At 74.2% G+C, this 24,749-nt stretch carries 23 protein-coding genes; 11 read left to right on the top strand and 12 right to left on the bottom strand.

Going from position 1 to position 24,749, the window contains the following annotated elements; translation table 11 throughout:
- Positions 1–37: 37 nt before the first annotated feature.
- The 6 genes from ACTWP5_RS08990 to ACTWP5_RS09015 form a co-directional block, all read right to left on the bottom strand.
- Entirely contained in the window at positions 38–1,384 is a 1,347-nt protein-coding gene (locus tag ACTWP5_RS08990) for a protein kinase domain-containing protein (protein ID WP_443220259.1), read from the bottom strand.
- Entirely contained in the window at positions 1,381–2,439 is a 1,059-nt protein-coding gene (locus ACTWP5_RS08995) for a protein phosphatase 2C domain-containing protein (RefSeq protein ID WP_443220260.1), read from the bottom strand. The genes ACTWP5_RS08990 and ACTWP5_RS08995 overlap by 4 nt, the downstream gene beginning before the upstream one ends.
- The gene (locus ACTWP5_RS09000; RefSeq protein ID WP_443220382.1) at positions 2,436–3,116 is read right to left on the bottom strand and encodes a vWA domain-containing protein; all 681 of its coding nucleotides are present in this window, start codon (positions 3,114–3,116) and stop codon (positions 2,436–2,438) included. The genes ACTWP5_RS08995 and ACTWP5_RS09000 overlap by 4 nt, the downstream gene beginning before the upstream one ends.
- A 233-nt stretch (positions 3,117–3,349) precedes the next feature.
- Positions 3,350–4,975, bottom strand: a complete 1,626-nt coding sequence (locus tag ACTWP5_RS09005; RefSeq protein ID WP_443220261.1) for a GAP1-M domain-containing protein — start codon at positions 4,973–4,975, stop codon at positions 3,350–3,352.
- A gap of 178 nt (positions 4,976–5,153) precedes the next feature.
- On the bottom strand, positions 5,154–5,261 hold the full coding sequence (locus ACTWP5_RS09010; protein WP_443220262.1) for a methionine/alanine import family NSS transporter small subunit: 108 nt from the start codon (positions 5,259–5,261) through the stop codon (positions 5,154–5,156).
- Complete coding sequence (locus tag ACTWP5_RS09015; protein ID WP_443220383.1) at positions 5,261–6,823, bottom strand: sodium-dependent transporter; 1,563 nt, start codon at positions 6,821–6,823, stop codon at positions 5,261–5,263. The genes ACTWP5_RS09010 and ACTWP5_RS09015 overlap by 1 nt, the downstream gene beginning before the upstream one ends.
- A gap of 285 nt (positions 6,824–7,108) precedes the next feature.
- Between ACTWP5_RS09015 and ACTWP5_RS09020 the strand changes: the two genes are divergently transcribed.
- The 4 genes from ACTWP5_RS09020 to ACTWP5_RS09035 all read left to right on the top strand — a co-directional run bounded on the left by ACTWP5_RS09020 (position 7,109) and on the right by ACTWP5_RS09035 (position 10,868).
- Positions 7,109–7,468 carry a histidine triad nucleotide-binding protein gene (locus tag ACTWP5_RS09020; protein WP_443220263.1) on the top strand — a complete coding sequence of 120 codons (360 nt, stop codon included), beginning with the start codon at positions 7,109–7,111 and terminating at the stop codon, positions 7,466–7,468.
- A gap of 185 nt (positions 7,469–7,653) precedes the next feature.
- Complete coding sequence (locus ACTWP5_RS09025) at positions 7,654–8,571, top strand: ribonuclease Z (RefSeq protein WP_443220264.1); 918 nt, start codon at positions 7,654–7,656, stop codon at positions 8,569–8,571.
- Between the two features lie 252 nt (positions 8,572–8,823).
- Entirely contained in the window at positions 8,824–9,903 is a 1,080-nt protein-coding gene (locus ACTWP5_RS09030; RefSeq protein WP_443220265.1) for a carbohydrate kinase family protein, read from the top strand.
- Positions 9,904–10,052: 149 nt separating this feature from the next.
- Positions 10,053–10,868 carry an alpha/beta hydrolase gene (locus tag ACTWP5_RS09035; protein WP_443220266.1) on the top strand — a complete coding sequence of 272 codons (816 nt, stop codon included), beginning with the start codon at positions 10,053–10,055 and terminating at the stop codon, positions 10,866–10,868.
- 5 nt (positions 10,869–10,873) lie between these two features.
- On the opposite strand, the gene ACTWP5_RS09040 is transcribed toward ACTWP5_RS09035, so the two are convergent.
- Genes ACTWP5_RS09040 through ACTWP5_RS09055 form a run of 4 tightly spaced genes read right to left on the bottom strand, consistent with a single transcriptional unit; the run spans position 10,874 to position 15,018 of the window.
- Positions 10,874–11,848, bottom strand: coding sequence for a tryptophan 2,3-dioxygenase family protein (locus tag ACTWP5_RS09040; protein WP_443220267.1), 975 nt, complete (start codon positions 11,846–11,848; stop codon positions 10,874–10,876).
- Complete coding sequence (locus ACTWP5_RS09045) at positions 11,841–12,812, bottom strand: diiron oxygenase (protein ID WP_443220268.1); 972 nt, start codon at positions 12,810–12,812, stop codon at positions 11,841–11,843. The genes ACTWP5_RS09040 and ACTWP5_RS09045 overlap by 8 nt, the downstream gene beginning before the upstream one ends.
- Positions 12,809–14,134 carry an aminotransferase class I/II-fold pyridoxal phosphate-dependent enzyme gene (locus ACTWP5_RS09050; RefSeq protein ID WP_443220269.1) on the bottom strand — a complete coding sequence of 442 codons (1,326 nt, stop codon included), beginning with the start codon at positions 14,132–14,134 and terminating at the stop codon, positions 12,809–12,811. The genes ACTWP5_RS09045 and ACTWP5_RS09050 overlap by 4 nt, the downstream gene beginning before the upstream one ends.
- Positions 14,131–15,018: an SDR family NAD(P)-dependent oxidoreductase gene (locus ACTWP5_RS09055; RefSeq protein WP_443220270.1), complete on the bottom strand. Its 888-nt coding sequence runs from the start codon at positions 15,016–15,018 to the stop codon at positions 14,131–14,133. Before ACTWP5_RS09055 ends, ACTWP5_RS09050 begins: the two co-directional genes overlap by 4 nt.
- A gap of 276 nt (positions 15,019–15,294) precedes the next feature.
- On the opposite strand from ACTWP5_RS09055, the gene ACTWP5_RS09060 reads away from it, so the two are divergent.
- The 7 genes from ACTWP5_RS09060 to era all read left to right on the top strand — a co-directional run bounded on the left by ACTWP5_RS09060 (position 15,295) and on the right by era (position 21,783).
- The gene (locus ACTWP5_RS09060; RefSeq protein ID WP_443220271.1) at positions 15,295–16,416 is read left to right on the top strand and encodes an IS701 family transposase; all 1,122 of its coding nucleotides are present in this window, start codon (positions 15,295–15,297) and stop codon (positions 16,414–16,416) included.
- Between the two features lie 123 nt (positions 16,417–16,539).
- Positions 16,540–17,565 (top strand): PhoH family protein, encoded by a 1,026-nt coding sequence (locus tag ACTWP5_RS09065; RefSeq protein WP_443220272.1) that lies wholly within the window; start codon positions 16,540–16,542, stop codon positions 17,563–17,565.
- A gap of 12 nt (positions 17,566–17,577) precedes the next feature.
- Positions 17,578–18,075 carry an rRNA maturation RNase YbeY gene (gene ybeY, locus ACTWP5_RS09070; protein ID WP_443220273.1) on the top strand — a complete coding sequence of 166 codons (498 nt, stop codon included), beginning with the start codon at positions 17,578–17,580 and terminating at the stop codon, positions 18,073–18,075.
- Positions 18,076–18,105: 30 nt separating this feature from the next.
- Positions 18,106–19,413, top strand: coding sequence for a hemolysin family protein (locus ACTWP5_RS09075; protein WP_443220274.1), 1,308 nt, complete (start codon positions 18,106–18,108; stop codon positions 19,411–19,413).
- A 96-nt stretch (positions 19,414–19,509) separates the two neighbouring features.
- A complete protein-coding gene (locus ACTWP5_RS09080; RefSeq protein ID WP_443220275.1) occupies positions 19,510–20,400 on the top strand; it encodes a hypothetical protein in 891 nt (296 codons plus the stop codon).
- 28 nt (positions 20,401–20,428) lie between these two features.
- Complete coding sequence (locus ACTWP5_RS09085; protein ID WP_443220276.1) at positions 20,429–20,791, top strand: cytidine deaminase; 363 nt, start codon at positions 20,429–20,431, stop codon at positions 20,789–20,791.
- Positions 20,788–21,783, top strand: coding sequence for a GTPase Era (era, locus tag ACTWP5_RS09090; RefSeq protein ID WP_443220277.1), 996 nt, complete (start codon positions 20,788–20,790; stop codon positions 21,781–21,783). The genes ACTWP5_RS09085 and era overlap by 4 nt, the downstream gene beginning before the upstream one ends.
- 150 nt (positions 21,784–21,933) lie before the next feature.
- On the opposite strand, the gene ACTWP5_RS09095 is transcribed toward era, so the two are convergent.
- Entirely contained in the window at positions 21,934–22,698 is a 765-nt protein-coding gene (locus tag ACTWP5_RS09095) for a TerB family tellurite resistance protein (RefSeq protein ID WP_443220278.1), read from the bottom strand.
- Between the two features lie 128 nt (positions 22,699–22,826).
- Positions 22,827–24,623 carry a 2-isopropylmalate synthase gene (leuA, locus tag ACTWP5_RS09100; RefSeq protein WP_443220279.1) on the bottom strand — a complete coding sequence of 599 codons (1,797 nt, stop codon included), beginning with the start codon at positions 24,621–24,623 and terminating at the stop codon, positions 22,827–22,829.
- Between the last annotated feature and the right edge of the window lie 126 nt (positions 24,624–24,749).

The following is a 24,749-nucleotide window of genomic DNA, read 5'->3' on the forward strand; positions in this document are numbered from 1 at the left end:
CGCCGTGCCGGTCGGTGTGCCCGTGGCCGGCGGGCGGTCAGCGGTCCCAGACCCGGCCCTCCGCGCCGTCGCCGAACTCCAGCAGGATCTCCGGGCGCAGCGCGGCCGTCTTCCCCGGCTCGATCACCCGCTCCTCCCCGTCGGGCCGGCGCATCGTCCATGGCGTCGAGCCCAGGTTCGTCAGCCCCAGCCGGCCGGGCTGGCGCGGGTGTTCGGTGACCCGGGCCACGACCGCGCGGAAGTCGTGCCGGGCCGGCGCCGCCTGGAGGTGGTGGGCGTACAGCTCCGCGCCCTGCTGGAGCCGGACGTCGCGCCGGCCGCGCCGGCCGCCCGTGCCGGTGGTGAGCTCCAGGCGCGGCGGCAGGCCCACGGTCCTGCCGCACTTCCAGCAGGTGGGTCCCGCGCCCCCGGGCTGGCTGAGGTTCTGCCGGCCGCAGCCGCCACACACCACGATCGCGTCCCGCACCATGCTGAGGGCGTCCTGCCACTCGCCCTCCCGCACCCGGCTGTAGGGGTCGGCGAGGCCGTCGGTGAAGGTGCGCACGAACAGGTCCCGCAGGATCTGCGGGAGCGCCTCCCAGAGCACGATCACGGTGTCGTGCTCGCCCGGCACGGGGCGGTTGCGGGTGTCGCGCGGGTCGTAGACGAAGACCGGCTGCGTGCCGTAGAGCCTGCGCTCGGCCTTGTCGTCCCAGCAGTGGATCCGGTACTCCTGCTCGCCCTCCAGCGGGTGGTGGTTCAGCAGCAGGAGGAACAGCAGCACGGCCAGCGAGTGCAGGTCGGTCTGGATGCCCGGCAGCGCGTCGCCGCGCACCAGCTCGGGCGCCATGAACTTCATCGTGCCGGCGACGCCCGCCTCCTCGCCCTCGACCACGGCGTTGTCGTTGTCGCAGACCAGCACGTCGCCGGAGCGGGGGTCGAAGAATATGTTGCCCCAGCTGATGTCGCGATAGGCGATGCCCTTGGAGTGCAGCTCCCGGTACGCCTCGACGGTGTGGAGGCCGATGGTGACGAGGGAGCGCGGCGTGATCGTCCGCGTCACCGAGGGGTCGCGGGCGACCAGCTTGCGCAGGTCCGTGAAGTGGTCGGGGCGCAGCGGCATCAGGTACCCGAGGCCGGCGCCCGGGGAGCGGGGGTCGGTGACGATGGTGCGGGGCCACAGGAAGCGGTCGTCCTGCCAGGCCCGGTGGACCAGGGTCTCCAGGATCGCGCGCCGGAAGTCGGTGGCGAGCTGCGGGAGGTACCACTTCAGCGCCCAGACGCCGGAGCGCGTGGTGACCTGGTACACCTCGCCCTCGCCGCCGGCGCCGAGGCTCTGGCCGACGGTGACCTCCTCGCCGTCGTCGGTCCTCAGGCTCTGCCCGCGTTGCAGCAAGCCCATCATGATGTCCTCGTCCTTTCCTGCGCCTGCGCCTGCGCTGCCTGCGTTGCTTCCGGGTGGTTCGTCGCGTCGTGCGCGGCGTCGCGTGGGGTGCCGCGTACGGCGTCGCGCACGGCGTCGCGTGTGTCGTTCCGTGGGTGGCGCGCCGCTTCGGTGCGCGTTCCGCCGCGCGCGTCCGTGCGCGCGGCGGCGTCCGGGCCGGCGTCGCCCCGGCCGGCCGCCGGCTCCGCCGGGAACGCCGCCACCAGCGTGGCGTCGTCCCCCGAGTGCGTCGCCGCCTTCGTCAGCCAGCCGGCCAGCTGCTCCCGCACCGCCGCCGTGCCCTCGCCGACGACCCGCTCCCGCACCCCGGCGGCGAACTCCAGGAAGCCGGCGTGGTGGGCGAAGCTCTTGGAGAGGCCGTCCGTGGACAGCAGCACGGCCGGCGGGCCCGAGGGGCCGGTCAGCGGCTGCCAGTGCACCCGGAAGCGCCGCCACGCCGCGCTCTGACACAGCGACTCGGTCTCGTCGCCGATCTCCGGGCCCGAGTCCAGCAACGCCTCCGGCCGGCCGTCGTCCCACACCACCGAGACGTCCCCGTCGCCGATCTGCCAGCACACCAGCAGCTCGCGGGTGACGACGGCGCCGACGAAGGTGCTGCCGTAGACCTCGTACGTCCTGGCGTCCGGAGGGCCGCCCGCCGTCGGACCGCGCGGGCCGGTGGCGAGCCGGGTGCCGTCGGAGGGCGCGTTGGCCTCGTGGAACGCCACCCGCCGCCGCCACCGGAGCACGAGCCAGCGCGGCAGCTCACGGGCGGTGGCGTGGAGCCGGCGCCAGGACCCCTCGTCGCCACCGTCCTCCAGCCGCCGCACGAACTCCCGCGCGCACGCGGTGAACTCCTCGACGGCCCAGCGTGAGCCCAGGTCGCTGCGGAAGTGCGCCGCCGAGCCGTGGCCGTCGGCCACCGCCAGCACCGCCGCCCGGCCCCCGCCCTCCACGCGGGCCCGACGGCAGTCCTGGCTGTACTCCTTCTTGAGGCCCTTCACGCCGGCGTCGATGACCTCCCAGGCGTCGTTCACCAGACGTCATCGTCGTCGTTGTCGGGGACGGTGGTCCCGAACGGCTGCTTGACGACGGTCTGGGCGTCGTGCAGCCGCTGGTCGCCTCCGGCCATGGGCGTCGAGGCGGCCGACACCGCCACGGTGGAGGCCCAACGGATCGCGGCCACCAGCTGCTTGGGGTTGTTGGCCTGCAACGGCTCCAGCTCGGGGTTGGCGAGGAACTCCTTGAGCATCCCCTTGTCCGCGTCGTCCCCGATGCCGATCGCCACCCGCACCGCGCGCTTCCCCCACGGCGTGGCGTCGACCGCCCGCAGGCCGGCGCGCCAGTCGTCCATGGGCAGGCCGTCGGAGACGAGCGCCAGTACGGGGCGCAGCGCGCGCTGCGGCATCGGCGGCGACGTCAGCTCCTTGGCCACCAGCCGCAGGGCCGCGCCCATGTCGGTGCCGCCGCTGGTGAAGACGTCGCGCCACTGGAACTCCCGGACGGGGGTCGGGTTCTGGATGTGCCAGGCGGCGCCGGTGGAGAAGGTGACGGCGCGCACCACCAGAGACGCGGCCGGGTTCTCGTCCGCGGCGGCCCGCATCTCGGGGATGGCCTCGCGGATGGCGAAGTTGAGCTGGCCGATCTTGCCGCCGAAGCCCATCGAGGTCGAGCAGTCGAGCAGCCAGATGAAGTGCAGCGGTCGGTTGGCCATCGGGCCGCCGGGAATCTCGCTCACGGGTCCTCTCCGAGTGAGGGGTGGGTGGGTGCTGTCCGTCGGGGTGTGGGGTCGTGGGGGACGTCGGGGTCGTGGCGTCGGGGTCGTGGGGGTCGTCGTCGGGTGTCGGGCGTCGGGCACGGCGCGTCGGGGGCCGGCCAGGGTGGCAGCGGGGGCTGGGGACGGGTCCCGGTCCCGGGACCTGACCCGGCCCGGTCGGCCCGGTCGGGTCACTCCATGCGCAGGAGTCTGCGCGTGGCCCACTCGCTCACCCACCGGGGTTTGGCCTTCGAGTCGTCGTCGAGCAGCGCGCGGAGCTGGACCTGGGCCTCGCCGGCGCGCTGGGTGGTCCCGGTGGCGTCGTGGCCGAGGACGAGCAGTTCGGCGACGACCCGATCGGTGTCGTCCAGCTCGTAGCCGTCGGGGTAGGGGTCGGGGTGGCGCAGGAGCCCTCTGGCCAGCTCGACGCGGTGGTCGTTGTACGTCTCGACCGTCTCGTCCTGCGACAGCCGCCGCAGCACCGCGAGGCGCAGCTCCGCGTCGGTGACGACGGCGGGTGTGCAGGTCTCGACGATCGCGCGGGCCCCGGCCAGGTCGGGGGCCCAGGCCGACCAGACGATCTCGCGCACCTGTCGCAGCTCGGCCGCGGTCTCGGGGTGGCGGGCGGGCAGCCGGCCGATCAGCGCGCGGTAGAGCTCGGCGGGGTGCTGGGCGTAGCGCGCGGCGTGCGGCCCGCTGCGCAGCTGGTGCGCGGCGTCGGCCAGGGCACCGACGGGATGCCTGGTGCGGGCGCCGGAGGGCGCGGGGGTGGGTGGCGGGGCCGTCCTCGGGCGCGGTGGCGCGGCCGGCTCGGGCGGCCACGCCACCGTGACGGTGTCGGCGCCGTCGTGGGCCGGGGGCGAGGAGGAACGCGGCGGCTGCGGGGGAGGCGCGCCCGGAGTCCTCTGACCGGAGGAGGGGAGGGGCCGTTCCTGCTGCTGCGGCAGCGGCTGCTGCTGGCGGGGCTGGCGCGAGGGCTGCCGCGTCTGCCGCGGCTGCCGCGCGCGCGGCGCGGGATCGGGCGCGGCGGCCGGCGGGACGAACGCCGGCAGGGACGTGCCCTCAAGCCAGCAGCGCGCCGCCCGCTCCGCCCACGTGTCCTCCCGTGGCGGGCTGCTCGCCTCGCCCACGCCGTCGTGAATCCGGTAGGGGAGGAGGGCGTCGGGGTCCTCGCGGTCGAGCGCCGCCTCGGGGCCGATCCCGAGTAACTGCTGCGGGGCGTCGTCCGGCCGGTCGGTGCGGGTGGTGAACGTCAGCACGCGGGCGTGGGGCTCTCCGAGGGAGCGGCACGCCAGCGCGACCCAGCGCGCCACCGTGTCCGGGTCGCGTTCGACGATGACGAGCTGGCGCCCGGCCGGGTGGGCGAAGAGCCGACGCACGTCGGCGAGGAACGGCGCGAGCCGGTCCCGCCGCTCGCGGGCGAACTCGGTCAGCGACTCCCTGTCGAAGACCCCGACGGCCGGCCGCGGCCCGCCGTCGCCGTCCGCCTCGCCGTCGAGCCAGGTGGGGGAGCGCCACAGGTCGATGGGCCACATGTGGTCCATCGACCGCCCACCGGGCGGCAGGTACAGCACCTCCACGCCGCCGGGATCCGCTCCCGCCCGGCACACCATCGCGCCGCCCCGCGGCAGACGGGTGTGGGCGAGCGAGTCGCGCCCCACCGGGGCGGCGAGGTCGAGCAGGGAGCCGAGCTCCTCGGCGAGCTCCGGCGGTGTGCCGGGGTCCGGACGGGCGCCGGCCAGCCGGTAGCCGCCGCTGCCGTCCCGCGCGCGCTGCCGGGCGTAGCTGAACCGGTGAACCTGGCGACCGTCGCCCATGCGCCCCCCTCGACCCTCCGTGACCGGCCGTCGCGACCGGTGTGGCGAAGATACCCGTCGGCCGTGGGGAGTTGGTGACGTTCCCCACGTCCCGTGGGGAGGAGGACGCGGAACGCGGCCGTGGCGGTTTCCGGGTGGCCGGGAGCGCCTCCGCCGCGACGGGGTGGCGGTCGGCGCGTCACCCCTGCTGGTCGGGGTGGCGGGTCAGCCACACGACGGCGGCGACCAGGCCACCCCAGACGATGCCGCAGGCGATGATCATCATCGTGATGGCGGACCCGGACATCACTGGCCCCTCTCGTCGGTCGTTCCGTTCGTGCCCGTCGTGCCCGTCGTGCCCGTCGTGCCGTTCGTGCTCGTGCCCGTGGCCGTCGTCGCCCCGTCCTCCTCGGCGGCGGGCTGCCGCGGTGTGCGCCGCCACCGGACCAGCGAGAGCAGGACACCGACCACCAGCGCCCCGACCGCCGCGCCCCAGCCGGCCCACAGCAGGAACGACGTGTCGTAGCCGCCGTAGTTCTCGTCGAACTCGTCGGTGAGGCTGTCCCAGACCATCCAGGCCAGCATCAGCGGGGTGATGACGCCGAGGCAGATCCGCCACCAACGCCCCAGGCCCACCGCGGACGTGGCGTCCGCGTCCCGCTGGAGGGACTTCAGGGAGCGCGTCACCCAGGCCACGGTGACGACCAGCACCAGCGCGGCCACCACGATGCCGTACTGGTTGATGAAGTGGTCGGAGGCGTCGAGGATGTACAGGCCGCTGTCGTTGGCGAAGAGGAGGACGGAGACCACTCCCACCGCGCCGCCGACGCTCAGGACGGCCGCGCGACGGCCGAGCCCGACGCGGTCCTCCACGGCCGAGACGATCACCTGCGTGATGCTGATGAGCGAGGTGAAGCCGGCGATCACCAGCGAGGCGAAGAACAGCACGCCGAAGAAGGCGCCGCCCGGCATCTCCGAGATGATCTGGGGAAAGACGACGAACGCCAGCCCGACGCCGCTGTCGCTGACCTCGCTCACCGCGACCCCGGCCTGGGCCGCCATGAAGCCGAGGGTGGCGAAGACGGCGATGCCGGCCAGGATCTCGAACGAGCTGTTGGCGAAGCCGGCCACCAGCGCGGAACCGGAGAGGTCGGAGCGGCGGTGCAGGTACGAGGCGTAGGTGATCATGATGCCGAAGCCGACGGAGAGCGAGAAGAAGATCTGCCCGTAGGCCGCGACCCACACGCCGCCCTCGTCCAGCGCGCTCCAGTCCGGCGAGAACAGCGCGTCGAGGCCGTCGCCGGCGCCGTCGAGTGTGAGGGCGCGGACCACCAGGACCAGGAAGAACACCACCAGCAGCGGGATGAAGACCAGGTTGGCGCGCTCGATGCCGCCGCGGACGCCGGCGATGAGGATCGCCAGCACCAGCACCCAGATCAGGATGAGGGGCCAGGCCACGCCCGGGACGAACGTGGAGATCTCCCCCGGTGTCTCGGCGCTCTCGAGGAAGTCGGTGAAGAAGAAGCCCTCGGGGCCGTCGGGGTTGTCCTCCCACGCCTGGGTGACGGAGAAGCCGATGTACCGCACGGCCCAGGCCAGCACGGCGGCGTAGTAGACGGCGATGACGAAGCAGATCGCCACCTGCCACCAGCCGATCGCCTCGGCGGGCCGGGTCAGCAGGCGGAGCGCACCCGGTGGGGAGGAGCGGTAGCGCCGGCCCAGGGTGTACTCCAGGATCAGGAGCGGGATGCCGGCCGTGAGGAGGGCCAGCAGGTACGGCACGATGAACGCGCCGCCGCCGTTCTCGTAGGTCACCGCGGGGAAGCGCCAGATGTTTCCGAGGCCGATGGCCGAGCCGATCGCGGCCATCAGGAAGCCCAGGCGCGATCCCCACTGTTCGCGTGCTGGCTCGCCGGTCCGCGAACCCGACACCTTCGCCATGGTGGATGCAGCCCCTTGAACGCTAGATCGTTGGATCGCTAGGTCGCTTGATTGCTTGATTGCTTGATTGTTTTTCGGTCGAATCGTCCGGGTGTGACGCGGCGGACGTTACCACCGTGACGGACGTGGGGACCGCCCGCGCGTCGGCGTGGGGCGGAGTACCATCCGTGCGTACCCGAAGCTGACGTGACGCGTGTGTTGGGAGCCCGATCCGTGGCGGGAGAAGCCCAGGCCGACTGCCTGTTCTGCAAGATCGTGTCGGGGGACGTCCCGGCCACCATCGTCCGGGAGACCGCCACCACGGTCGCCTTCCGGGACATCAACCCGCAGGCGCCGACCCACGTGCTCGTCATCCCGCGCGCCCACTACCCCGACGCGGCGACGATGGCCGCCGCCGACCCGGGCCTCGCGGCCGACCTGCTGCGCGAGGCGGGGGTCGTGGCCTCGGAGGACAAGGTCGACGGCACGGGCTATCGGGTGGTGTTCAACACCGGCACGGGCGCCGGTCAGACGGTCTTCCACACCCACGCCCACGTGCTGGGCGGCCGTGGCCTGGAGTGGCCTCCCGGCTGAGCGCCGGCGACCACGCGGTGGGCCGACGCCGTGGGGCGGTCAACGCCGCGGGTCCGACGCCGTGGGGCCGACGCCGTGGGGCCGCCGGCGCCGTCGGGTCACCGAGTCCGACCAGTTCCCGGCGCACATGACCGAATCAGAACGATTCTGGCCGAAACCGGTCGGACGCCTGGAGGGTTGATCCGTTGTCCGCGGCCCGCGAGCTGGTCGTCCTCGGCACCGCCAGTCAGGTGCCCACCCGCCACCGCCACCACAACGGGTACGTGCTGCGCTGGGACGGTGAGGCGCTCCTGTTCGACCCCGGTGAGGGCACGCAGCGACAGATGCTGCTGGCGGGGGTGAGCGCCCACGACCTGACGCGGATCTGCGTCACCCACTTCCACGGTGACCACTCCCTCGGCCTGGCCGGGGTCATCCAGCGCATCCACCTCGACCAGGTCCCGCACCCCGTCGTCGTCCACTACCCGGCCGGCGGCCAGTCGTACTTCGACCGGCTGCGCCACGCCACCGCCCACCGCAGGACCGCGCGGCTGGTGCCCGAGCCCGTCGCGACCGACGGCGGCCCCCAGCCGTCGCCGCCCGCCTACCGGCTCTCCGCCCGCCCGCTGTCCCACTCCGTGGAGACCGTCGGCTACCGCCTCGTCGAGCCCGACGGCCGCCGCATGCTGCCGGAGCGGCTCGCCCACCACGGCATCCACGGCCCCGACGTCGGCGAACTCCAACGCCGCGGCAGCCTGCGCGGCGTCCGACTGGCCGACGTCAGCGTCCCCCGCCCCGGGCAGCGTTTCGCGTTCATCATGGACACGCGGCTGTGCGACGCGGCGTTCGCCCTCGCGGAGGGCTGCGACATGGCCGTCATCGAGTCCACCTTCCTCGACGCCGACGCGGCCCTGGCCCGGGAGCACGGCCACCTCACCGCCGGGCAGGCGGCGCGCGTGGCCGCCGAGTCGGGCGTGCGGCATCTCGTCCTGACCCACTTCTCGCAGCGCTACACGGACCCCGACGCCTTCGCCGTCGAGGCCCGCGAGGCGGGGTTCGAGGGCGAGTTGACGGTGGCGGAGGATCTCGGGCGGGTGCCGTTTCCCCGGCGCCGCGCGACGTAGCGGGCCGCCCCCGCCGACGCGGATCGCCGGCGAACCGGTCGCCTGCCCGTAATCTGGAACCATTCGGGTGGACCAGGGCAATAGTGGCGCCGACGGGGAGGGGGACGGGGACGGCGGGGGAGAGGCGTCGGGAGAGGCCCGGCGCGCGACGTGGGACGGACGACGAGGGTGACGGGCCGACGAGGTCTCGAAGGCCGTGAGGCCGTGAGGGAGCGAGGCCGTGAGGCCGTGAGGCGAGGAGCAGGAGGGCTGATGGATCCGCTGGCCGCCGTGCGGGCGGAGGGGGACCCGGCGTGCGACGTGTATCTGACGGGGACGGTCTTCCTCGACATCGTCTTCACCGGTTTCGACGCCGAACCCGTGCGGGGCGGCGAGACGTGGGCCAGGGGGATGGGCTCCAGCCCGGGGGGCGTCGCGAACATGGCCGCCGCCCTGTCCCGGCTGGGCCTGCGCACCTGCCTGGCGGCGGCCTTCGGCGACGACAAGTACGGCGAGTACTGCTGGGAGACCCTCGAACAGGGCGAGGGCATCGACCTGTCGCGCTCCCGCACCGTGCCCGGCTGGCACTCACCCGTCACCGTGTCCCTGGCCCACGACGGCGAGCGGACCATGATCTCCCACGGCCACGAGCCACCGCCCCTCGACCCCGACCACCTCGCCGAGGCGCCGCCCGCCCGCTCCTGCGTCGCCAGCCTCCGCCCGGGACACACCCAGGAGTGGGTCCGACGAGCCGCGCGTGAGGGCGCCCTCGTCTTCGGCAGCACCGGCTGGGACGAGACCGGCAGCTGGGACCTGGCCGGGCTGCCGGACCTTCCGCACTGCGACGCGCTGCTGATGAACGCGGAGGAGGCCCTGCGCTACACCCGTGCCGCCTCGCCCCAGCTCGCCGTGCACGCGCTCGCGGAGCACGTGCCGGTCGCGGTCGTCACCCTCGGCGCCCAGGGGGCCTGCGCGGTCGACGGGCGCACGGGGGAGAAGGCCGAGGTCCCCTCGATCCTCGTCGACCCGTTGGACACCACGGGGGCGGGCGACGTCTTCATGGCGGGCTTCGTCACCGGCACCCTCGCGGGCTGGCCTCTGGCCGACCGGCTGGCCCTGGCCGGCCTGACGGCCGCGCTCTCGGTGCAGGAGTTCGGCGGCTCGCTCTCGGCGCCCGGCTGGGGGGAGATCGCCGCCTGGTGGGAGCGGGTGCACGCGGTGGAGGAGGGCGAGGAGAACGCGCCGACGCTGGAGCGGTACGCCTTCCTCTCCCGCCTGGCCGGCCCGCTGCCCGACGTGACGACGCCCTGGCCCCGCCGCAGGGCCGTGCCGACCCTCGGCTTCCGGGGCTGACGGCTGTCCCGGCCCCACCTCCGTCCTCCGGATCTCCGGGGAGGCCCACGCCGCCTGGCATCAACGGGGCGAGGTGGGGGAGTGAGCGCGTGAGGCGTGTCAGAGGCGTCCGCCACACTGGTGTGAGACTCGATGAGGAGGCGCGGAGCGTGACGACGGAGAGCCCGACGGCGGGGGAGGACCGCTCGGTCTTAGGGCGCGCGGCGCCGCCCCCGCCGCTGAGCGTGCGGTACGGGGACGAGCCGGAGCACGTGGCGGACGGCTGGCGGGGCGACGAGCGGGCCGCCGGCCGGCCGCTGCTGCTCCTCCTCCACGGCGGCTTCTGGCGCCCGGAGTACGACCGGGTCCACACCCGCCCGATGGCGGCGGCCCTGTCGCGGTCCGGATGGTCGGTGGCGTCCGTGGAGTACCGACGGCGCCCCGGCGACCCGCGGGCCACGTTGGACGACGTGCGGGCGGCGCTGGCCCGACTGCCGCGGCTGCTGGCGGGTGAGGGCGCCGCGTTCGACGGGTCGGTGCTGACCGTCGGGCACTCGGCGGGGGGACACCTGGCGCTGTGGGCCGCGGCCACGGCCGCGCCGCCCGGCCTCGTCGGCACGCTGGCGCTGGCCCCCGTCTGCGAGCTGGCCATGGCCCACGAGCTCGGCCTCGACGAGGGCGCCGTCGAGGACTTCCTCGGCGGCCCGCCGGGCGAGGCCGCCGAGGTGGACCCGGCGCGGCTGCCGGCCCCGGGCACGCCGGTCCACATCGTCCACGGCACCCACGACATCCGCGTCCCGCTCGCCCTCAGCGAGGCGTACGTCGCCGCGCATCCCGCCGCCCGCCTGCTGCGGGTGCCCGGCACGGGACACTTCGAGCTGATCGACCCGCTCAGTGGTGCCTGGCCGGTGGTCACCGAGGCGCTGACCGGGCTCATACCGGCCCTCCGTCGGGACGCCACCGGCGCCGGCACCGGCACCGGCTGAGAACGTCAGCCGACGGCGGTCGCGTCGGCCCGCGTGACGGGGTCGCCGACCTCCCACAGCTCGGGGAAGAAGCGACGGTCCAGCATCGCCCGCAGGTGTGGCACGCCGGAGGTGCCGCCGCTGCCGGGGAGCCTGCCGATCTGCCGCTCCACGAGCAGCACGTGGGCGTTGCGCCACTCGGCCCACAGCGCGTCGTGTTGCACGAGCAGTTCCGCCACCTCCGCCACCTCCGCCAGATCCACCGCACCCGACGGGCCGGTGGCCTCGGTCGGCTCGCCCGGCTCCGGGGCGGGGGCCTGCCCCCGCGCCAGCCGGGCCAGGCTCGCGGCCCGCTCCGCCCGCGTGTCCACCGCGAGCCCCGCGCCCCGCAGCAGGTGCAGGAACGCGTCCCAGAGGCTGGGTTCGGCCTGGCGACGGCGCAGCCGGTTCCGCTCGGCGGCGGTGAGGCCGGGCGGCAGGCGGTCGACGCGGAACCAGGGCGCACCGCACAGGGCCTCGATCTCGCGGTACTGCGCGGACTGCGCGCCGCTGGCCGTGCCCAGACGGCCCCGGAAGGAGTGGAACGCGTGCGGCGGCAGCGTCCCGAGTGGGCGCAGGCTCGCCACGAGCGTGCGGTCCACGACCAGGCAGCGGCCGAGCCGGCTCCGCGCCCACCGTGGCCGACCGGCGAGCATCAGGTCGCGAGCCTGCGCGAGCTCCGTCAACAGCCGGGCGAACCACAGCTCCTGCACCTGGTGGGTGACGATGAACAGGGCCTCCTCGGCGTCCTCGGCCACGGAGGGGGTCTGGAGGGCGAGTAACTCGGGGACGCGGAGGTAGCGGCTGTAGGTCAGGCCGGGCTCCGTGACGTGACGGCCCTCGACCTCCACCCCGACCCCGGGACCGGGACCGGGCCCGGGCCCGACCGCGCCGTCCGGACCGCTTCCGTCCGTGGCGTTCGCCACCCCCGAGGCCTCCGTCATCTGCGCCGTCTCAGCCATGGGTGTCCGTGTCCTCCGGTTCGTGGAGCCCGTACGCGGCGAAGGCGTCGGAGACGCCCGGCAGGTCGAAGGCCCCGACCTGGGCGCACAGCCGCACCGTCGCCCGCGAGACCGTCTGGATGCGTGCGGCGCCCGCGTCCCCGCCGTAGCAGTCCGCGACCACCGCCCGCGCCCGCTCCTCGTCGAGCCCCGCCAGGCGCAGTGACGCGAGCACCGGGCGGACGTCCCAGTCCAGTGCCGCGCGGATCATCGCCGGCAGGGCGCGGCCCGCCGCGATCCTGCGGTCGCGGTCCAGCCGCGCCCACAGCTGGAGCAGGAAGTCGGAGAAGAAGCGGTGATGTCGGCCCTCGTCCCTGGCGTGGTCGCGCATCAGCTCGCGCACCGTGCTGACGACGGTCGGGTCCTGCGGCACCTCGTTGAGCACCGCGGTGACGAGCGTCTCGAAGACGACGGCCTGTAACTGCCCGGCCAGCAGCGGGTCGTCGGGCAGCAGCGCGCGCCCGGCGGACCTCAGCGCCGTGACGAAGCCGCCGTAGTCCAGGCGCGGCACGGCGATCCCGGTGACGGCGGCGACCTGGTCGGCCAGGTCCAGGCTGTAGAGGGCGTGGTAGCCCTCGTCGCAGTAGACCTTGAAGGCGTCCATGCGCAGCGCCGTGGGGAAGTCCATGCCGGCGCGGCCGTTGGCGACCGGCTCGGCGGCGCCGTTGACCACCCGGGTCTCCAGGTGGGTGGTGGAGTGCAGGAACTGGTAGAGGTGGCGGACCGTCAGCTCCCTGATCCGCTCCGGGCCCAGGCCGCGCACCTCGGGGTGGTCGAGGTGGGGCACGAGCCGCGCGGGGAAGAAGACCCTGCCCTGCTCGGCCTCGGCGTGGAAGATCCGCCGCACGCCGCCGCGCACGCCGGCGGACTCGTACCAGCGGTCCAGCGGCCCGGGGGCCGCCGCGGACGATGGCGTCGTGGTCACGGACGGGCTCCGTTCGTCTCGGCGTTCGTCTCCGCGTACTTCTCGGCGTACTTCTCGGCGGCGCCCTGGGTCCGCAGGTGGGCGGCGACACGTCGGACCGCCTCGGCCACGAGCGGGGCGTCGACCGTGTGACACAGCCGGAACCAGCCGGGCTTCGGGCAGTGGAACGCGGCGCCCGGCAGGACGTTGACCCGGGCCTGTTCGAACAGGCCGCGCCGCAGCCGCTCCTCGGCCGCGAAGCCCGCCGCGCTCCCGTCGGCCGCGTCGGCGCCCGGCAGCCACCTGCCGAGGTCCAGCCAGACGGAGAACCCCGCCTCGGCCGGGACGAACGGGATGCCCCACTCCGTCAGGCACGCCACGGCGTGCTCGTAGCTCGCGGCCAGCCGGGCCCGCCCCTCGGCCAGCACCCCGGACACCCACGCCCGGTCCGCCAGCATCCGGGCCAGCAGGTCCTGGGTGGCCGTCGACACCGGCGCGAAGTACGCCAGCGCCCGCGCCGCCGCCAGCACCCCGGGGTGCCGGGTGTGGAGCACCCCGACCTTGAGCCCCGGCAGGGCGAAGTCCTTGGCGAAGCCCCACACCAGGTGGGTGCGGTCGGCCCAGTCGGGGTTCACCGACGGGTCGAGGGCGCTGGTGAACGGCCGCGGGCCGAAGACCGCGTGCGCGTAGATCTCGTCCGCGACCAGGTCGACGTCGTGCTCCCGCACCACGCGCAGCACCTCGGCGAGGACGTCGGGCGGGTGCACCTCGCCGACCGGGTTGGACGGCGAGGACAGCGCGACGGCGCGCACCACCACGCCCGCGCGCCGGGCCCGTTTCAACGCCCGGTCCACCGCCCGGGCCGTCAGCCGGAAGCCGTCGGCGGCCGACAGGGGGGCGGGCAGCAGGCGGGCGCCCGAGCGGCCGGCGAGGTCCGTGTCGAAGGCGCCGTAGTACGGGGCGGGCACCACGATCGCCTCGCCCGGGTCGCACAGCGCGGTGGCGACGACGTCCAGCGCGGCGGTGGCGCCGGAGACCACCACCAGCTCCTCCGCCGCGAGGGGGGCGCGGCAGGCGTCGGAGAGCAGGGCCGCGACCCGTTCGCGCAGCACCGACGTGCCGTGCAGGGGCGCGTAGCGGACGGCCTCCTCGGTCAGCCCGGCCGCGAGCCGCCGCAGCCGCTCCCCGACGGCGTCCCACAGCAGCCGGTTCTCCGCGGTGCCGAGGTTGAGGTAGCCGTTCGGCCGCAGGCGTGGGTGGTAGGGCTCGGCCTCGGCACGGAAGTGGGCGTCGGCGATCGCGGGCGTGTCCGCGAGGAGCCGGGCGGCCTGGCGGGACGTCACGGGGCCCCCTCGGCGTGGTCGTCGGGGGCCGCCCCCGCCGGGTCGTCGGGGGCCGCCTCCGCGTCGTCTGCGGCCTCGTCCATCAGGTCGGGCCGGACGCCGAGACCCATGGAGGCGTCGATGACCGCGCCGTGCAGCGCGGCGGCGTGGTCCCCCGCCAGCCACCACACGAGCTCGGCGATCTCCTCCGGGGTGATGAGCCGGCCGCCGGGCAGCCGCGCGGTGAACGCGGCCCGCCGCTCGGGCGTCAGCCGCGCCAGCGTGCTGGCCTCGAACATGCCGGTCTCGACCGCCCCGGGGCACAGCGCGACGACACGCACCGGCGTGTGCACGAGCTCCGCGGCCAGATGCCGCGTCAGGTACGCGAGGGCGGCCTTGCTCATGCCGTCGGCCGCACGCATGCCGGGGAAGTGGGTGACGCCGCCACCGACGCTGGCCACGTTGACGATCGTGCCGCGGCCCCGCTCCAGCATGCCGGGCAGGAGCTGCTCGACCAGCCACAGCGGCCCCACCGCGTTGATCTGGAAGAACGCCGACGCGTGCCGGTGCGGGGGACCTGGTGCGTGCCACTCGACGGTCTTCGAGCCGACGGCGGCGTTGTTGACGAGCACGTCCACCGGGCCGGGGAGCGCGGCCAGCAGCCGCTGGTGGCTGTCCCAGTCCCCCTGGTCCAGCGCGAACGCCGCGACGTCGCCACCGCCCCCGCCTCCCGTGCCGGCGGCGCGGGCCTCGTCGCGGAGCCGCTCCACCAGCTCCCGCGCCCGGTCGGCGCCGTGGCGGTAGGTGAACCACACGCGCCAGCCGTCGGCGCGGGCGAAGCGCTCCACGGCGGCGCGGCCTATGCCCGCGGAACCACCGGTGATGAGCACGTTGCGAACCGTCATCGATCCCTGCCCGTCTCTCCCCGCCACCTCGTCACGCCCACGCTAGGCCGCGGGACCGGCGGCGGGTACGGGGGCCGGGGAATCCGGTGTGACTTGTGCAGATCCACGGGCGTGGTGCCCCTTCGGGGTAGCTGATGCTCCCCACCGGTCGTGCCTGGTGCGGCCGGTGGCGGGCCGTTAGCGTGCGGGCCGAGCCGAGCAGGGAGACAGCGGGCAGTCAGGGGGACAGCGGTGTCTTCACGTTCCTTGGTCCCGACGGCGACGGTCCCGATGTCCGTGCCCCCGTCGTCCGGGTGTCCGACGCCCCGCGCGCCGGCCGCCCCGGGCGAGGAGACCCCGACCGCCCTCGCGTCCTTCGCCGCGCGGGTCTTCCGGTCGCTGCCGAGGGCCGACCAGCGCAGGTGGGCCGAGGTCTACCTCCGTGGCCTCCTGCACACCGAGGGCAGGAAGTCCGTCAGCAGGATGACGGACGGCCCGCCGTCCCCGCGCGTCACACAGTCCCTCCAGCAGTTCGTCAACCAGAGCCCGTGGGAGTGGGCACCCATCAGGGGCGCCCTCGCCCACGAGTACCTCGGGCGTGGCGAGGCGCGCGCCTGGGTGGTGGGCCGGGTCGTGATCCCGAAGAGCGGCAGCCACTCCGTCGGCGTGGCACGGCGTTTCGTGGCCGAGCACGGCAGGGTCGTCAACTGCCAGATCGGCGTCGCCCTCTTCCTCGTCACGCCCGGCGCCGTGGGGCCGGTCACCTGGCGCCTCCTGCTCGGCGGGAAGTGGGACCACGACGCGGACGCGCGGGAGCGCGTCCACCTGCCCGACGGCGTCAGGGGCCGCGCCGCGTGGGCCGAGACCGTCTCGCTGGTGGACGAGGCATCGCGGCGCTGGGGACTTCCGCCCGCGCCCCTCGTGGCCACGGTGGCGGCGGCGCACGCCCCGTCGTTGGCCGGGGCCCTTCGGGCACGCGGCGTCGACCACGTCCTCGGCGTCGACGCCGCCTCCCCCGGCCACGTGGCGGGCGGCCTCCCCATCAGCCCCTCCGGCCCCACCAGCCCCGGCCCCCCCGCCGTCGGCGTGAGGACGGGGGCGGGGCCGGGCCCGACGTGGCTGACCAGCCTCTCCCACGGCAACCCCGCGGCCGACGTCCCCCGCCTGGCGGCCCTGACCGCCCGCGTCGCCCGCGCGACGCGGCGGCTGGAGTCCGACTTCGGGCTCCGCGACTTCGAGGGGCGCTCCTTCCGCGGCTGGCACCACCACATGACGATGGTGTCGGCCGCCTGGGCCTACAGCCAGCTCCACGGGCAGCCGCACGGGCGGTCCCACAGGCCACCGGACGGCCCGCGCGGCGGGTCGCGGCACGAGCACGGCCACGAGCCGCCCCACGGCCCGCCCGACGTCCCCTGGTGAACAGGGCGGATCGTGTGTGATGCACACGGTTATTCCCTACGGGTCTGTCGGTCCCGCGTCGTACGCTTGGAACCTGTCGTCCAGGAGCACAGAGAGGGATGAGCAGGCCCACGGCGGCCGCCCATGACGCAAACACCGACACACCAGGCACCCGCGCCCCCGGCCGAGCAGGCCACCGCCCGCTTCACCGTGCCGGCCAAGCACCCGATGGTCACCGTGCTGGGCTCCGGCGACGCGCTGCTGCGGGTCATCGAGAAGGGCTTCCCCGACACCGACATCCACGTCCGGGGGAACGAGATCAGCGCCACCGGCGCACCGGCCGAGGTCGAGCTGGTGCAGCGTCTCTTCGACGAGATGATGGTGGTGCTGCGCACCGGTCAGCCGCTGACGGAGGACGCGGTGGAGCGGTCCATCGCGATGCTGCGCGGCAGCGCCGACGGCTCGGGCCCCACCAGCCCCGCCCAGGTCCTCACGCAGAACATCCTGTCCAACCGCGGCAAGACGATCCGTCCCAAGACGCTGAACCAGAAGCGGTACGTCGACGCCATCGACCGCCACACCATCGTCTTCGGCATCGGCCCCGCCGGCACCGGCAAGACGTACCTGGCGATGGCGAAGGCGGTGCAGGCCCTCCAGTCCAAGCAGGTCACCCGCATCATCCTCACGCGGCCCGCGGTGGAGGCGGGGGAGCGCCTCGGCTTCCTCCCCGGCACGCTCTACGAGAAGATCGACCCGTACCTGCGCCCGCTCTACGACGCGCTCCACGACATGCTCGACCCCGACTCCATACCGCGCCTCCTCAGCGCGGGCACGATCGAGGTCGCGCCGCTGGCGTACATGCGCGGCCGGACGCTCAACGACGCCTTCATCATTCTCGACGAGGCGCAGAACACCAACGCCGAGCAGATGAAGATGTTCCTCACGCGGCTCGGCTTCGAGTCCAGGATCGTGGTCACCGGCGACGTCACCCAGGTCGACCTCCCCGGCGGCACCCAGAGCGGCCTCAGGCAGGTGCAGAGCATCCTCCACGACGTGGACGACGTCCACTTCGCGCGCCTGACCAGCCAGGACGTGGTTCGCCACAAGCTGGTCGGCCGCATCGTGGACGCCTACGACCGCTACGAGGACCGCGACCGGAACGGAAAGTAGCAGCGGCTGACCATGGCCATCGAGGTCAACAACGAGTCCGGCGTCGAGATCGACGAGCGGGCCCTGCTGGACATCGCCCGTTACGCCCTCGCCAGGATGCGGATCCACCCCCTCTCCGAGCTGTCGGTGATCGCGGTGGACGCGGCGGCGATGGAGCAGCTCCACCTCCAGTGGATGGACCTGCCCGGCCCCACCGACGTGATGTCGTTCCCCATGGACGAGCTGCGGCCGCCCAGCCGGGACGAGGAGGAGCCGGCGCAGGGCCTCCTCGGGGACATCGTGCTCTGCCCCGAGGTCGCCCGCCGGCAGGGTGAGCAGGCGCCCACCCGCCACTCCATGGACGCGGAGCTCCAGCTGCTGACCGTCCACGGGGTGCTGCACCTGCTCGGGTACGACCACGAGGACCCCGCGGCCAAGGCGGAGATGTTCACGCTCCAGAAGGCCATCGTCGACGGTTGGCGCGCCGAGCGCGGGCTCTCCGGGCCCTCACCCGCGCCCACCACCACGTGACGGCGGGCAGGGGCCCCGGAGGGACATGAGATGAGTGCCGTGCTCCTGCTCTGGGTGGTGTGCCTGCTCGTCGCGGCCTGGCTGGCCTCGTGTGCCGAGGCCGCCCTGACCTCCGTCACCGGGTACCGCGCCGAGCAGGCGGCGGCGGCCGGGCGGCGTGGCGCGGCCCGGCTGGCGAGCCTGGCCGCCGACCCCACCCGGTACCTGAACCTGGCGCTGCTGCTGCGCGTCGCCAGCGAGACCGGCGCGGCGGTCCTCGTGACCTACGCCTGCCTGGAGGAGTTCCGCGAGGTATGGCAGGCCCTGGCGGTGGCCTTCGTCGTGCTCGTGCTGCTGTCGTTCGTCGCCGTCGGCGTCTCGCCGCGCACGATCGGCCGCCAGCACCCGCTGACCACCGCGATCGCCGCCGCGCACGTGCTGGTGCCGCTGGCCCGCGTCCTCGGGCCGCTGCCGCAGGCCCTGATCCACCTGGGGAACGCGCTGACCCCGGGGAAGGGCTTCCGCAGGGGGCCCTTCGCCTCCGAGGCGGAGCTGCGCGCCATGGTCGACCTGGCGGGGCGGGAGTCGCTGATCGAGGACTCCGAGCGGCGCATGGTGCACTCGGTCTTCGAACTCGGCGACACCCTCGTGCGCGAGGTGATGGTGCCGCGCACCGACCTCGTCTCGATCGACCGGCACAAGACGCTCCGCCAGGCCCTCAGCCTCGCGCTGCGCTCCGGCTTCTCCCGCATCCCGGTCACCGGCGAGAGCGACGACGACATCGTCGGCATCGTCTACCTCAAGGACCTGGCGCACGCCGTGCACCACAGCCGGGAGGCCGAGGCCGAACTCGTCGAGAACGCGATGCGCCCGGCCACCTTCGTCCCCGACACCAAGAACGCCGGCGACCTGTTGCGCGAGATGCAACGCGACCGCATCCACGTCGCCGTCGTGATCGACGAGTACGGCGGCACGGCCGGCATCGTCACCATCGAGGACATCCTGGAGGAGATCGTCGGGGAGATCACCGACGAGTACGACACGGAGCAGCCACCCGTGGAGGACCTCGGCGGCGGCGCCCACCGCGTCACCGCCCGCCTCGACCTCGGGCAGCTCGGCGAGCTGTACGGCCTGCGGCTGGATGACGAGGACGTGGAGACCGTCGGCGGGCTGCTCACCAAGGTCCTGGGCCGGGTGCCGATCGCGGGCGCCGAGGTGGTCGTGCGGATGCCGCAGGACGCGCCCCTGCCCGCGCTGCGGCTGGTCGCCGAGGCCCCCTCGGGCCGCCGTAACCGCATCGAGTGGGTGCGGGTCGCGCCGGTCGAGCCGCCGGTCGAGCCGTCCGCGGACCATCCGTAACCGGCTGCGACGCGGCGTCGGGAACCGGCCCCGGCCTTCACCCGAACAGCGGATCGACGGTGGCCGGTGCGTCGCCCGAGTGGCGCCATGGAACGCATGGACGCAAGCCATCGACCCCGCCGCCGTCGCCCCGCCGACCGCCCCGGCCCCACCCGGCCGGGTCGTCCCCGACGGGTCTCGGCGGCGGCCTGCGCGGGCCTCGCCGTGGCGTGTCTGCTGCCCGTCGCCGCGCCCGCCGCGCTCACTCTCCCCGCTCTGACCCCGCTGACCCCGCAGCCTCCCGACACCCTCGGCCCGGCCCTCGCGCCCGCCCCGCAGGGGCCGGCCGAGGAGTCGGAGGGCCAGCCGCTGACCGAGCGCGAGCTGCGCGCCGCGCTCCTGGACCACATGGACTTCCCCGCCGGCTGGGCCAGCGACAGCCCCCGCGCCGCCGACCGGCGCGGCATCGGCGTGCCGCGGCCCGAGGAGACGGACTGCCGCGAGCTGTTCGACGGCGAGGAGGAGACGGCGGCCCGCGCCGGGTTCGCCCGCAGCCAGACCGGCCCGTTCATCACCACCGTCGCCGCGGCCCACGAGGACGTCGAGGCCGCCCGTGGCGCCGTGGCGGACGTGCGCGACGCCGCCTCGGGACCGTGCGGCACCTTCCGCGCCCGCGAGGGACCCGAGGGCAGCGACGTCACCGTGGCCTACGAGGCGGGTCGGCCGAACGAGCTGGGCTCCGAGCTGGAGCGGCTGACGGCCACCGGGCACGACAGCGCCGCCCTGCGCTACCACCGGCGGGAGGGCGACGGCACCCCGATCATCGCCGACGTCGTGATCGTCAGGGTCGGCACCCACACCGTGCGGGTGGCCCAGGCCGGCCGGGACGACGCCGGCACCGGCAGCGTCGCGGAGATCGCGGGCCGCGCCGTGGAGAAGCTGGAGGAGGTCCACGCCGGCCGCCTCCCCGCCCCCGACCCCAACCAGCCGGGCACCACCGAACTGTGAGCTCGCCCGACCGCATAGGCTCGGGCCCATGACGACGCTCGACGACGCCATCGACCCGGAGGACCGCAAGATCATCACGCTGGCGCGCTCGGCGCGCGCCCGCCGCCCCGGCGTGCCCGAGGGCGCGGCGGTGCGTGACGAGACCGGCCGCACCTACGTCGCCACGACGGTGGCCCTCGACGCGCTGCGGCTGAGCGCGTTGCAGGCCGCCGTCGCCATGGCCGTGGCCAGTGGCGCCGGATCGCTGGAAGCCGCCGCCGTGGTCTCCGACTCCGAGGACACCGTGCCGGCCGGCGACCTCGCCGCCGTCCGCGAGCTGGGCGGGCCCAGCACGCCCGTGCTGCTGGCTGGCCCCGACGGTCAGCTCCGTGCGACCATCACCGGATCATGACCGCATCGCCCCCGCCCTCAGCCGACCGGCCCTCCGCCGCTCCGCCACCCGCCGAGACGGCACCCGCCGACGAGGCGCCCGAGCACCGCTCCGGCTTCGCCTGCTTCGTGGGCCGCCCCAACGCCGGCAAGTCCACCCTGACCAACGCGCTGGTGGGCACGAAGGTCGCCATCACCTCCACCCGGCCCCAGACCACGCGCCACTCGGTGCGCGGCATCGTGCACCGCTCCGACAGCCAGCTGGTGCTGGTCGACACCCCCGGCCTGCACAAGCCCCGCACCCTGCTGGGCCAGCGGCTCAACGACGTGGTCCGCGCCACCTGGGCCGAGGTCGACGTCATCGGCTTCTGCCTGCCCGCCGACGAGAAGACCGGCCCCGGGGACCGCTTCATCGCCCGCGAGCTGGCCCGCATCACCCGCACCCCGAAGATCGCGATCGTCACCAAGACCGACCTCGTCGCGAGCGACGTGCTGGCCGAGCGGCTCATCGAGGTCGACCAGCTCGCCAGGGAGGTGGGCCTGGAGTGGGCGGAGATCGTCCCCGTCTCGGCCGTGGCGGGACGGCAGGTCACGCTGCTGGCGGACCTGCTGGTGCCGCTGCTGCCCGAGGGGCCCCCGCTGTACCCGGAGGGGGAGCTGACCGACGAGCCCGAGCAGGTCATGGTCGCCGAGCTGATCCGGGAGGCCGCCCTGGAGGGCGTGCGCGACGAGCTGCCGCACTCCATCGCGGTGGTGGTGGAGGAGATGCTGCCGCGTGAGAACCGGCCCGCGGACCGGCCGCTGCTCGACATCCACGCCAACCTCTTCATCGAGCGCTCCAGCCAGAAGGGCATCGTCATCGGCCCCAAGGGCAGGCGTCTGAAGGAGGTCGGCACCACGGCCCGGCGCCACATCGAGGCCCTTCTCGGCACGCCCGTCTACCTCGACCTGCACGTCAAGGTCGCCAAGGACTGGCAGCGCGACCCCAAGCAGCTGCGCCGGCTCGGCTTCTGACCGGCTCCTGACCGGCTTGTGAAACCGGCTGGCCAGAAGGCCGGCGTCACCGGCCGTCGGGCTGGCCGGCCGTCGGCCCGCGACGCACGCGGCCGGCCAGGCACCCGTGAGGTGCCCGACCGGCCGCCTCTGCCGTCCGGACGCGTCGCGTCAGGCGCCGCTCGCCGTCGCGGCCTGCACGAGCAGCCGCTCCGTCTCCACCGGGTGGAGCCGCAGCGTGGCGCCGATGTCCGCGAGGATGTCACGCTCGGCCGGAAGGTACGGACCGTCCGCCAGCGCGACGCGCGCCCCGTGGAGGAGCAGCTCGCGCCGCCCCGGCGTCGCCAGGTGAGGCGCCAGCGCGGCCAGCGCCTCCCGTGTCTCCGGCTCCAGGCTCAGCCCGGACGCCATTCCAGGTCCCCCGCCGGACCCTCCGGCGGGAGACGCCCCCGGAACCGGCCCTCGGCCCGGGACGCGCCCTTCCCACAACGCGGCCTGAAGTGTCAACAGCCGCTCCTCGGTGCACTCGGGAAAACCGGCCGCGCGCACCGATGCCACCGCGGCCCGTCGTGTCGTGTCCTGTTCAACGCCGTCGACCGCCAGCATCGACAGCGCGATCGTGTGCACGGCGTCCCGCAGCAGTGCCGCGAGCCGCGTCGTCGTCGGCAACTCCAGGTCCGCCACCGGGAACCGGTGGCGGCAGCCCGAGCAGCACACCACCGGCCCCGCCGTGCCGTGCCGCCGCAGCGGCACCCCGAGCACCGTCACACGTCTCATGCCTTCGAGCAGCTGGTAACTTCGGTCGCCGCCGCAGCCGGTACAGAAGAACTCGCCGTCGTCTATCGAGCGCCACGCCACACGGACGCCCGTCACCTTGCACTTGATCCGCTGGGTGAGCGTCGGCCTGAAGCCGCCCCGGCCCCTGGAGCGCACCACGCCGTACCTCCGTATTTCACTGCAACTCTGCCGTGGAACGTGATGTTAACCACACATCCTCGGCGGCGTCAGCACTACGGAGGTACAGAAGTGGCAAACTGTCCAGGAATCTGCCGGCCTCAACACCCTTACCGCTGGGCGCGGTTGACCGCTGACACGACGGCCTTGAGCGACGCTCGAACGATGTTCGCGTCGATGCCCACGCCCCACAGCACCCGGTCACCGACCGCGCACTCGATGTACGCGGCCGCCTTCGAGCCGGCGCCCTCGCTCATCGTGTGCTCCACGTAGTCCAGCAGCCGGACCTCCTGTCCCGCCGCCTCGCCGATGACGCCCGCCCGCTCCAGGGCGTCGAAGAACGCGGCCAGGGGCCCGTTCCCCGTCCCCGTCAGCACGGTGTCCGCCTCGTCGACGACCGCCTCGACGGTGAGCTGGTCCCGGCCGTCCACGCTCGTCGAGGTCTGCGCCTCGCGCAGCGCGATGCGGCCCCAGCCCGCGCCCGGCTCGGAGGAGGGCAGGTACTCGTCGGCGAAGACCCGCCAGATCTCCGCCGGGGTGATCTCGCCGCCCTCGGCGTCCGTCTTCTCCTGGATGATCCTGGAGAACTCCACCTGCATCCGCCGCGGCAGGTCCAGGTGGTGGTCGCTCTTCAACACGTAGGCCACCCCGCCCTTGCCGGACTGGGAGTTGACCCGGATCACGGCCTCGTAGGAGCGGCCCACGTCCTTGGGGTCGATCGGCAGGTACGGCACGTCCCACGGCAGCCGCTCCACCGGCACGCCCCGCTCCGCGGCCTCCGTCTCCATCGCCTCGAAGCCCTTCTTGATGGCGTCCTGGTGGGAGCCGGAGAAGGCCGTGTACACCAGGTCACCCACGTAGGGGTGGCGCGGCGGGACCTGCATCTGGTTGCAGTACTCCCAGGTGCGGCGGACCTCGTCGATGTCGGAGAAGTCGATCTGCGGGTCCACGCCCTGGGAGAAGAGGTTCATCCCCAGCGTGACCAGGTCCACGTTGCCGGTCCGCTCGCCCTGGCCGAACAGGCAGCCCTCGACGCGGTCGGCGCCCGCCATCAGCGCCAGCTCCGCCGCGGCCACCGCCGTGCCCCGGTCGTTGTGCGGGTGCACCGACAGGCACACGTGCTCCCGGCGGGAGAGGTGCCGGCCCATCCACTCGAAGCGGTCCGCGTGGGTGGACGGCGTGGAGCGCTCCACCGTGGCCGGCAGGTTCAGGATGATCTCCCGCCCCTCCTCCGGCTGCCAGACGTCCATGACGCCCTCGCAGACCTCCAGCGCGAAGTCCAGCTCGGTGTCCGTGAAGATCTCCGGGCTGTACTGGTAGCCCAGGACGGTCCGGTCGTCCAGCAGCTTCTCCGCGCACTTCAGCACCATCCGGGTGCCGTCGACCGCGATCTGCCGCACCTCCGAGCGCCCGCCGCGGAACACGACCCGGCGGAACGTCGGCGCGGTCGCGTTGTACAGGTGCACCGTGGCGCGGGGCGCGCCGACCAGGGACTCGACCGTCCGCTCGATCAGCTCCTCGCGTGCCTGGGTCAGCACCGAGATCGTGACGTCCTCGGGGATCGCGCCCTCCTCGATGATGGAGCGCACGAAGTCGAAGTCGGTCTGTCCCGAGGAGGGGAAGCCCACCTCGATCTCCTTGTACCCCATGCGTACCAGCAGGTCGAACATGGTGCGCTTGCGGGCGGGGGACATGGGGTCGATCAGGGCCTGGTTCCCGTCCCGCAGGTCCGTCGACAGCCAGCGGGGGGCGCGGGTGATGCGGTTGTTCGGCCAGGTGCGGTCGGGGATGTCGACCGTCTCGAACGGCCGGTACCGGTGGACGGGCATCCCGGAGGGGCGCTGGCGCACGGTGGCGGCGGTCTGCGGGGTGGGGGCGGCGGCCTGACGCGGGCTGCTCTGGCTCATGGCGGTGGGTCTCCTGCTTCTGCGACGGCGGTCTGTCGAGGAACCTGGGCCGACGCAGCGCCGAACTCCGCGGGGAGGGGGTCGGCCTGGTGACTACAGACCCTCGCCGCGGCGGCTAAGGAGAAG

It is taken from the genome of Streptomyces sp. 4N509B (assembly GCF_052245655.1).
Classification (GTDB): domain Bacteria; phylum Actinomycetota; class Actinomycetes; order Streptomycetales; family Streptomycetaceae; genus Streptomyces.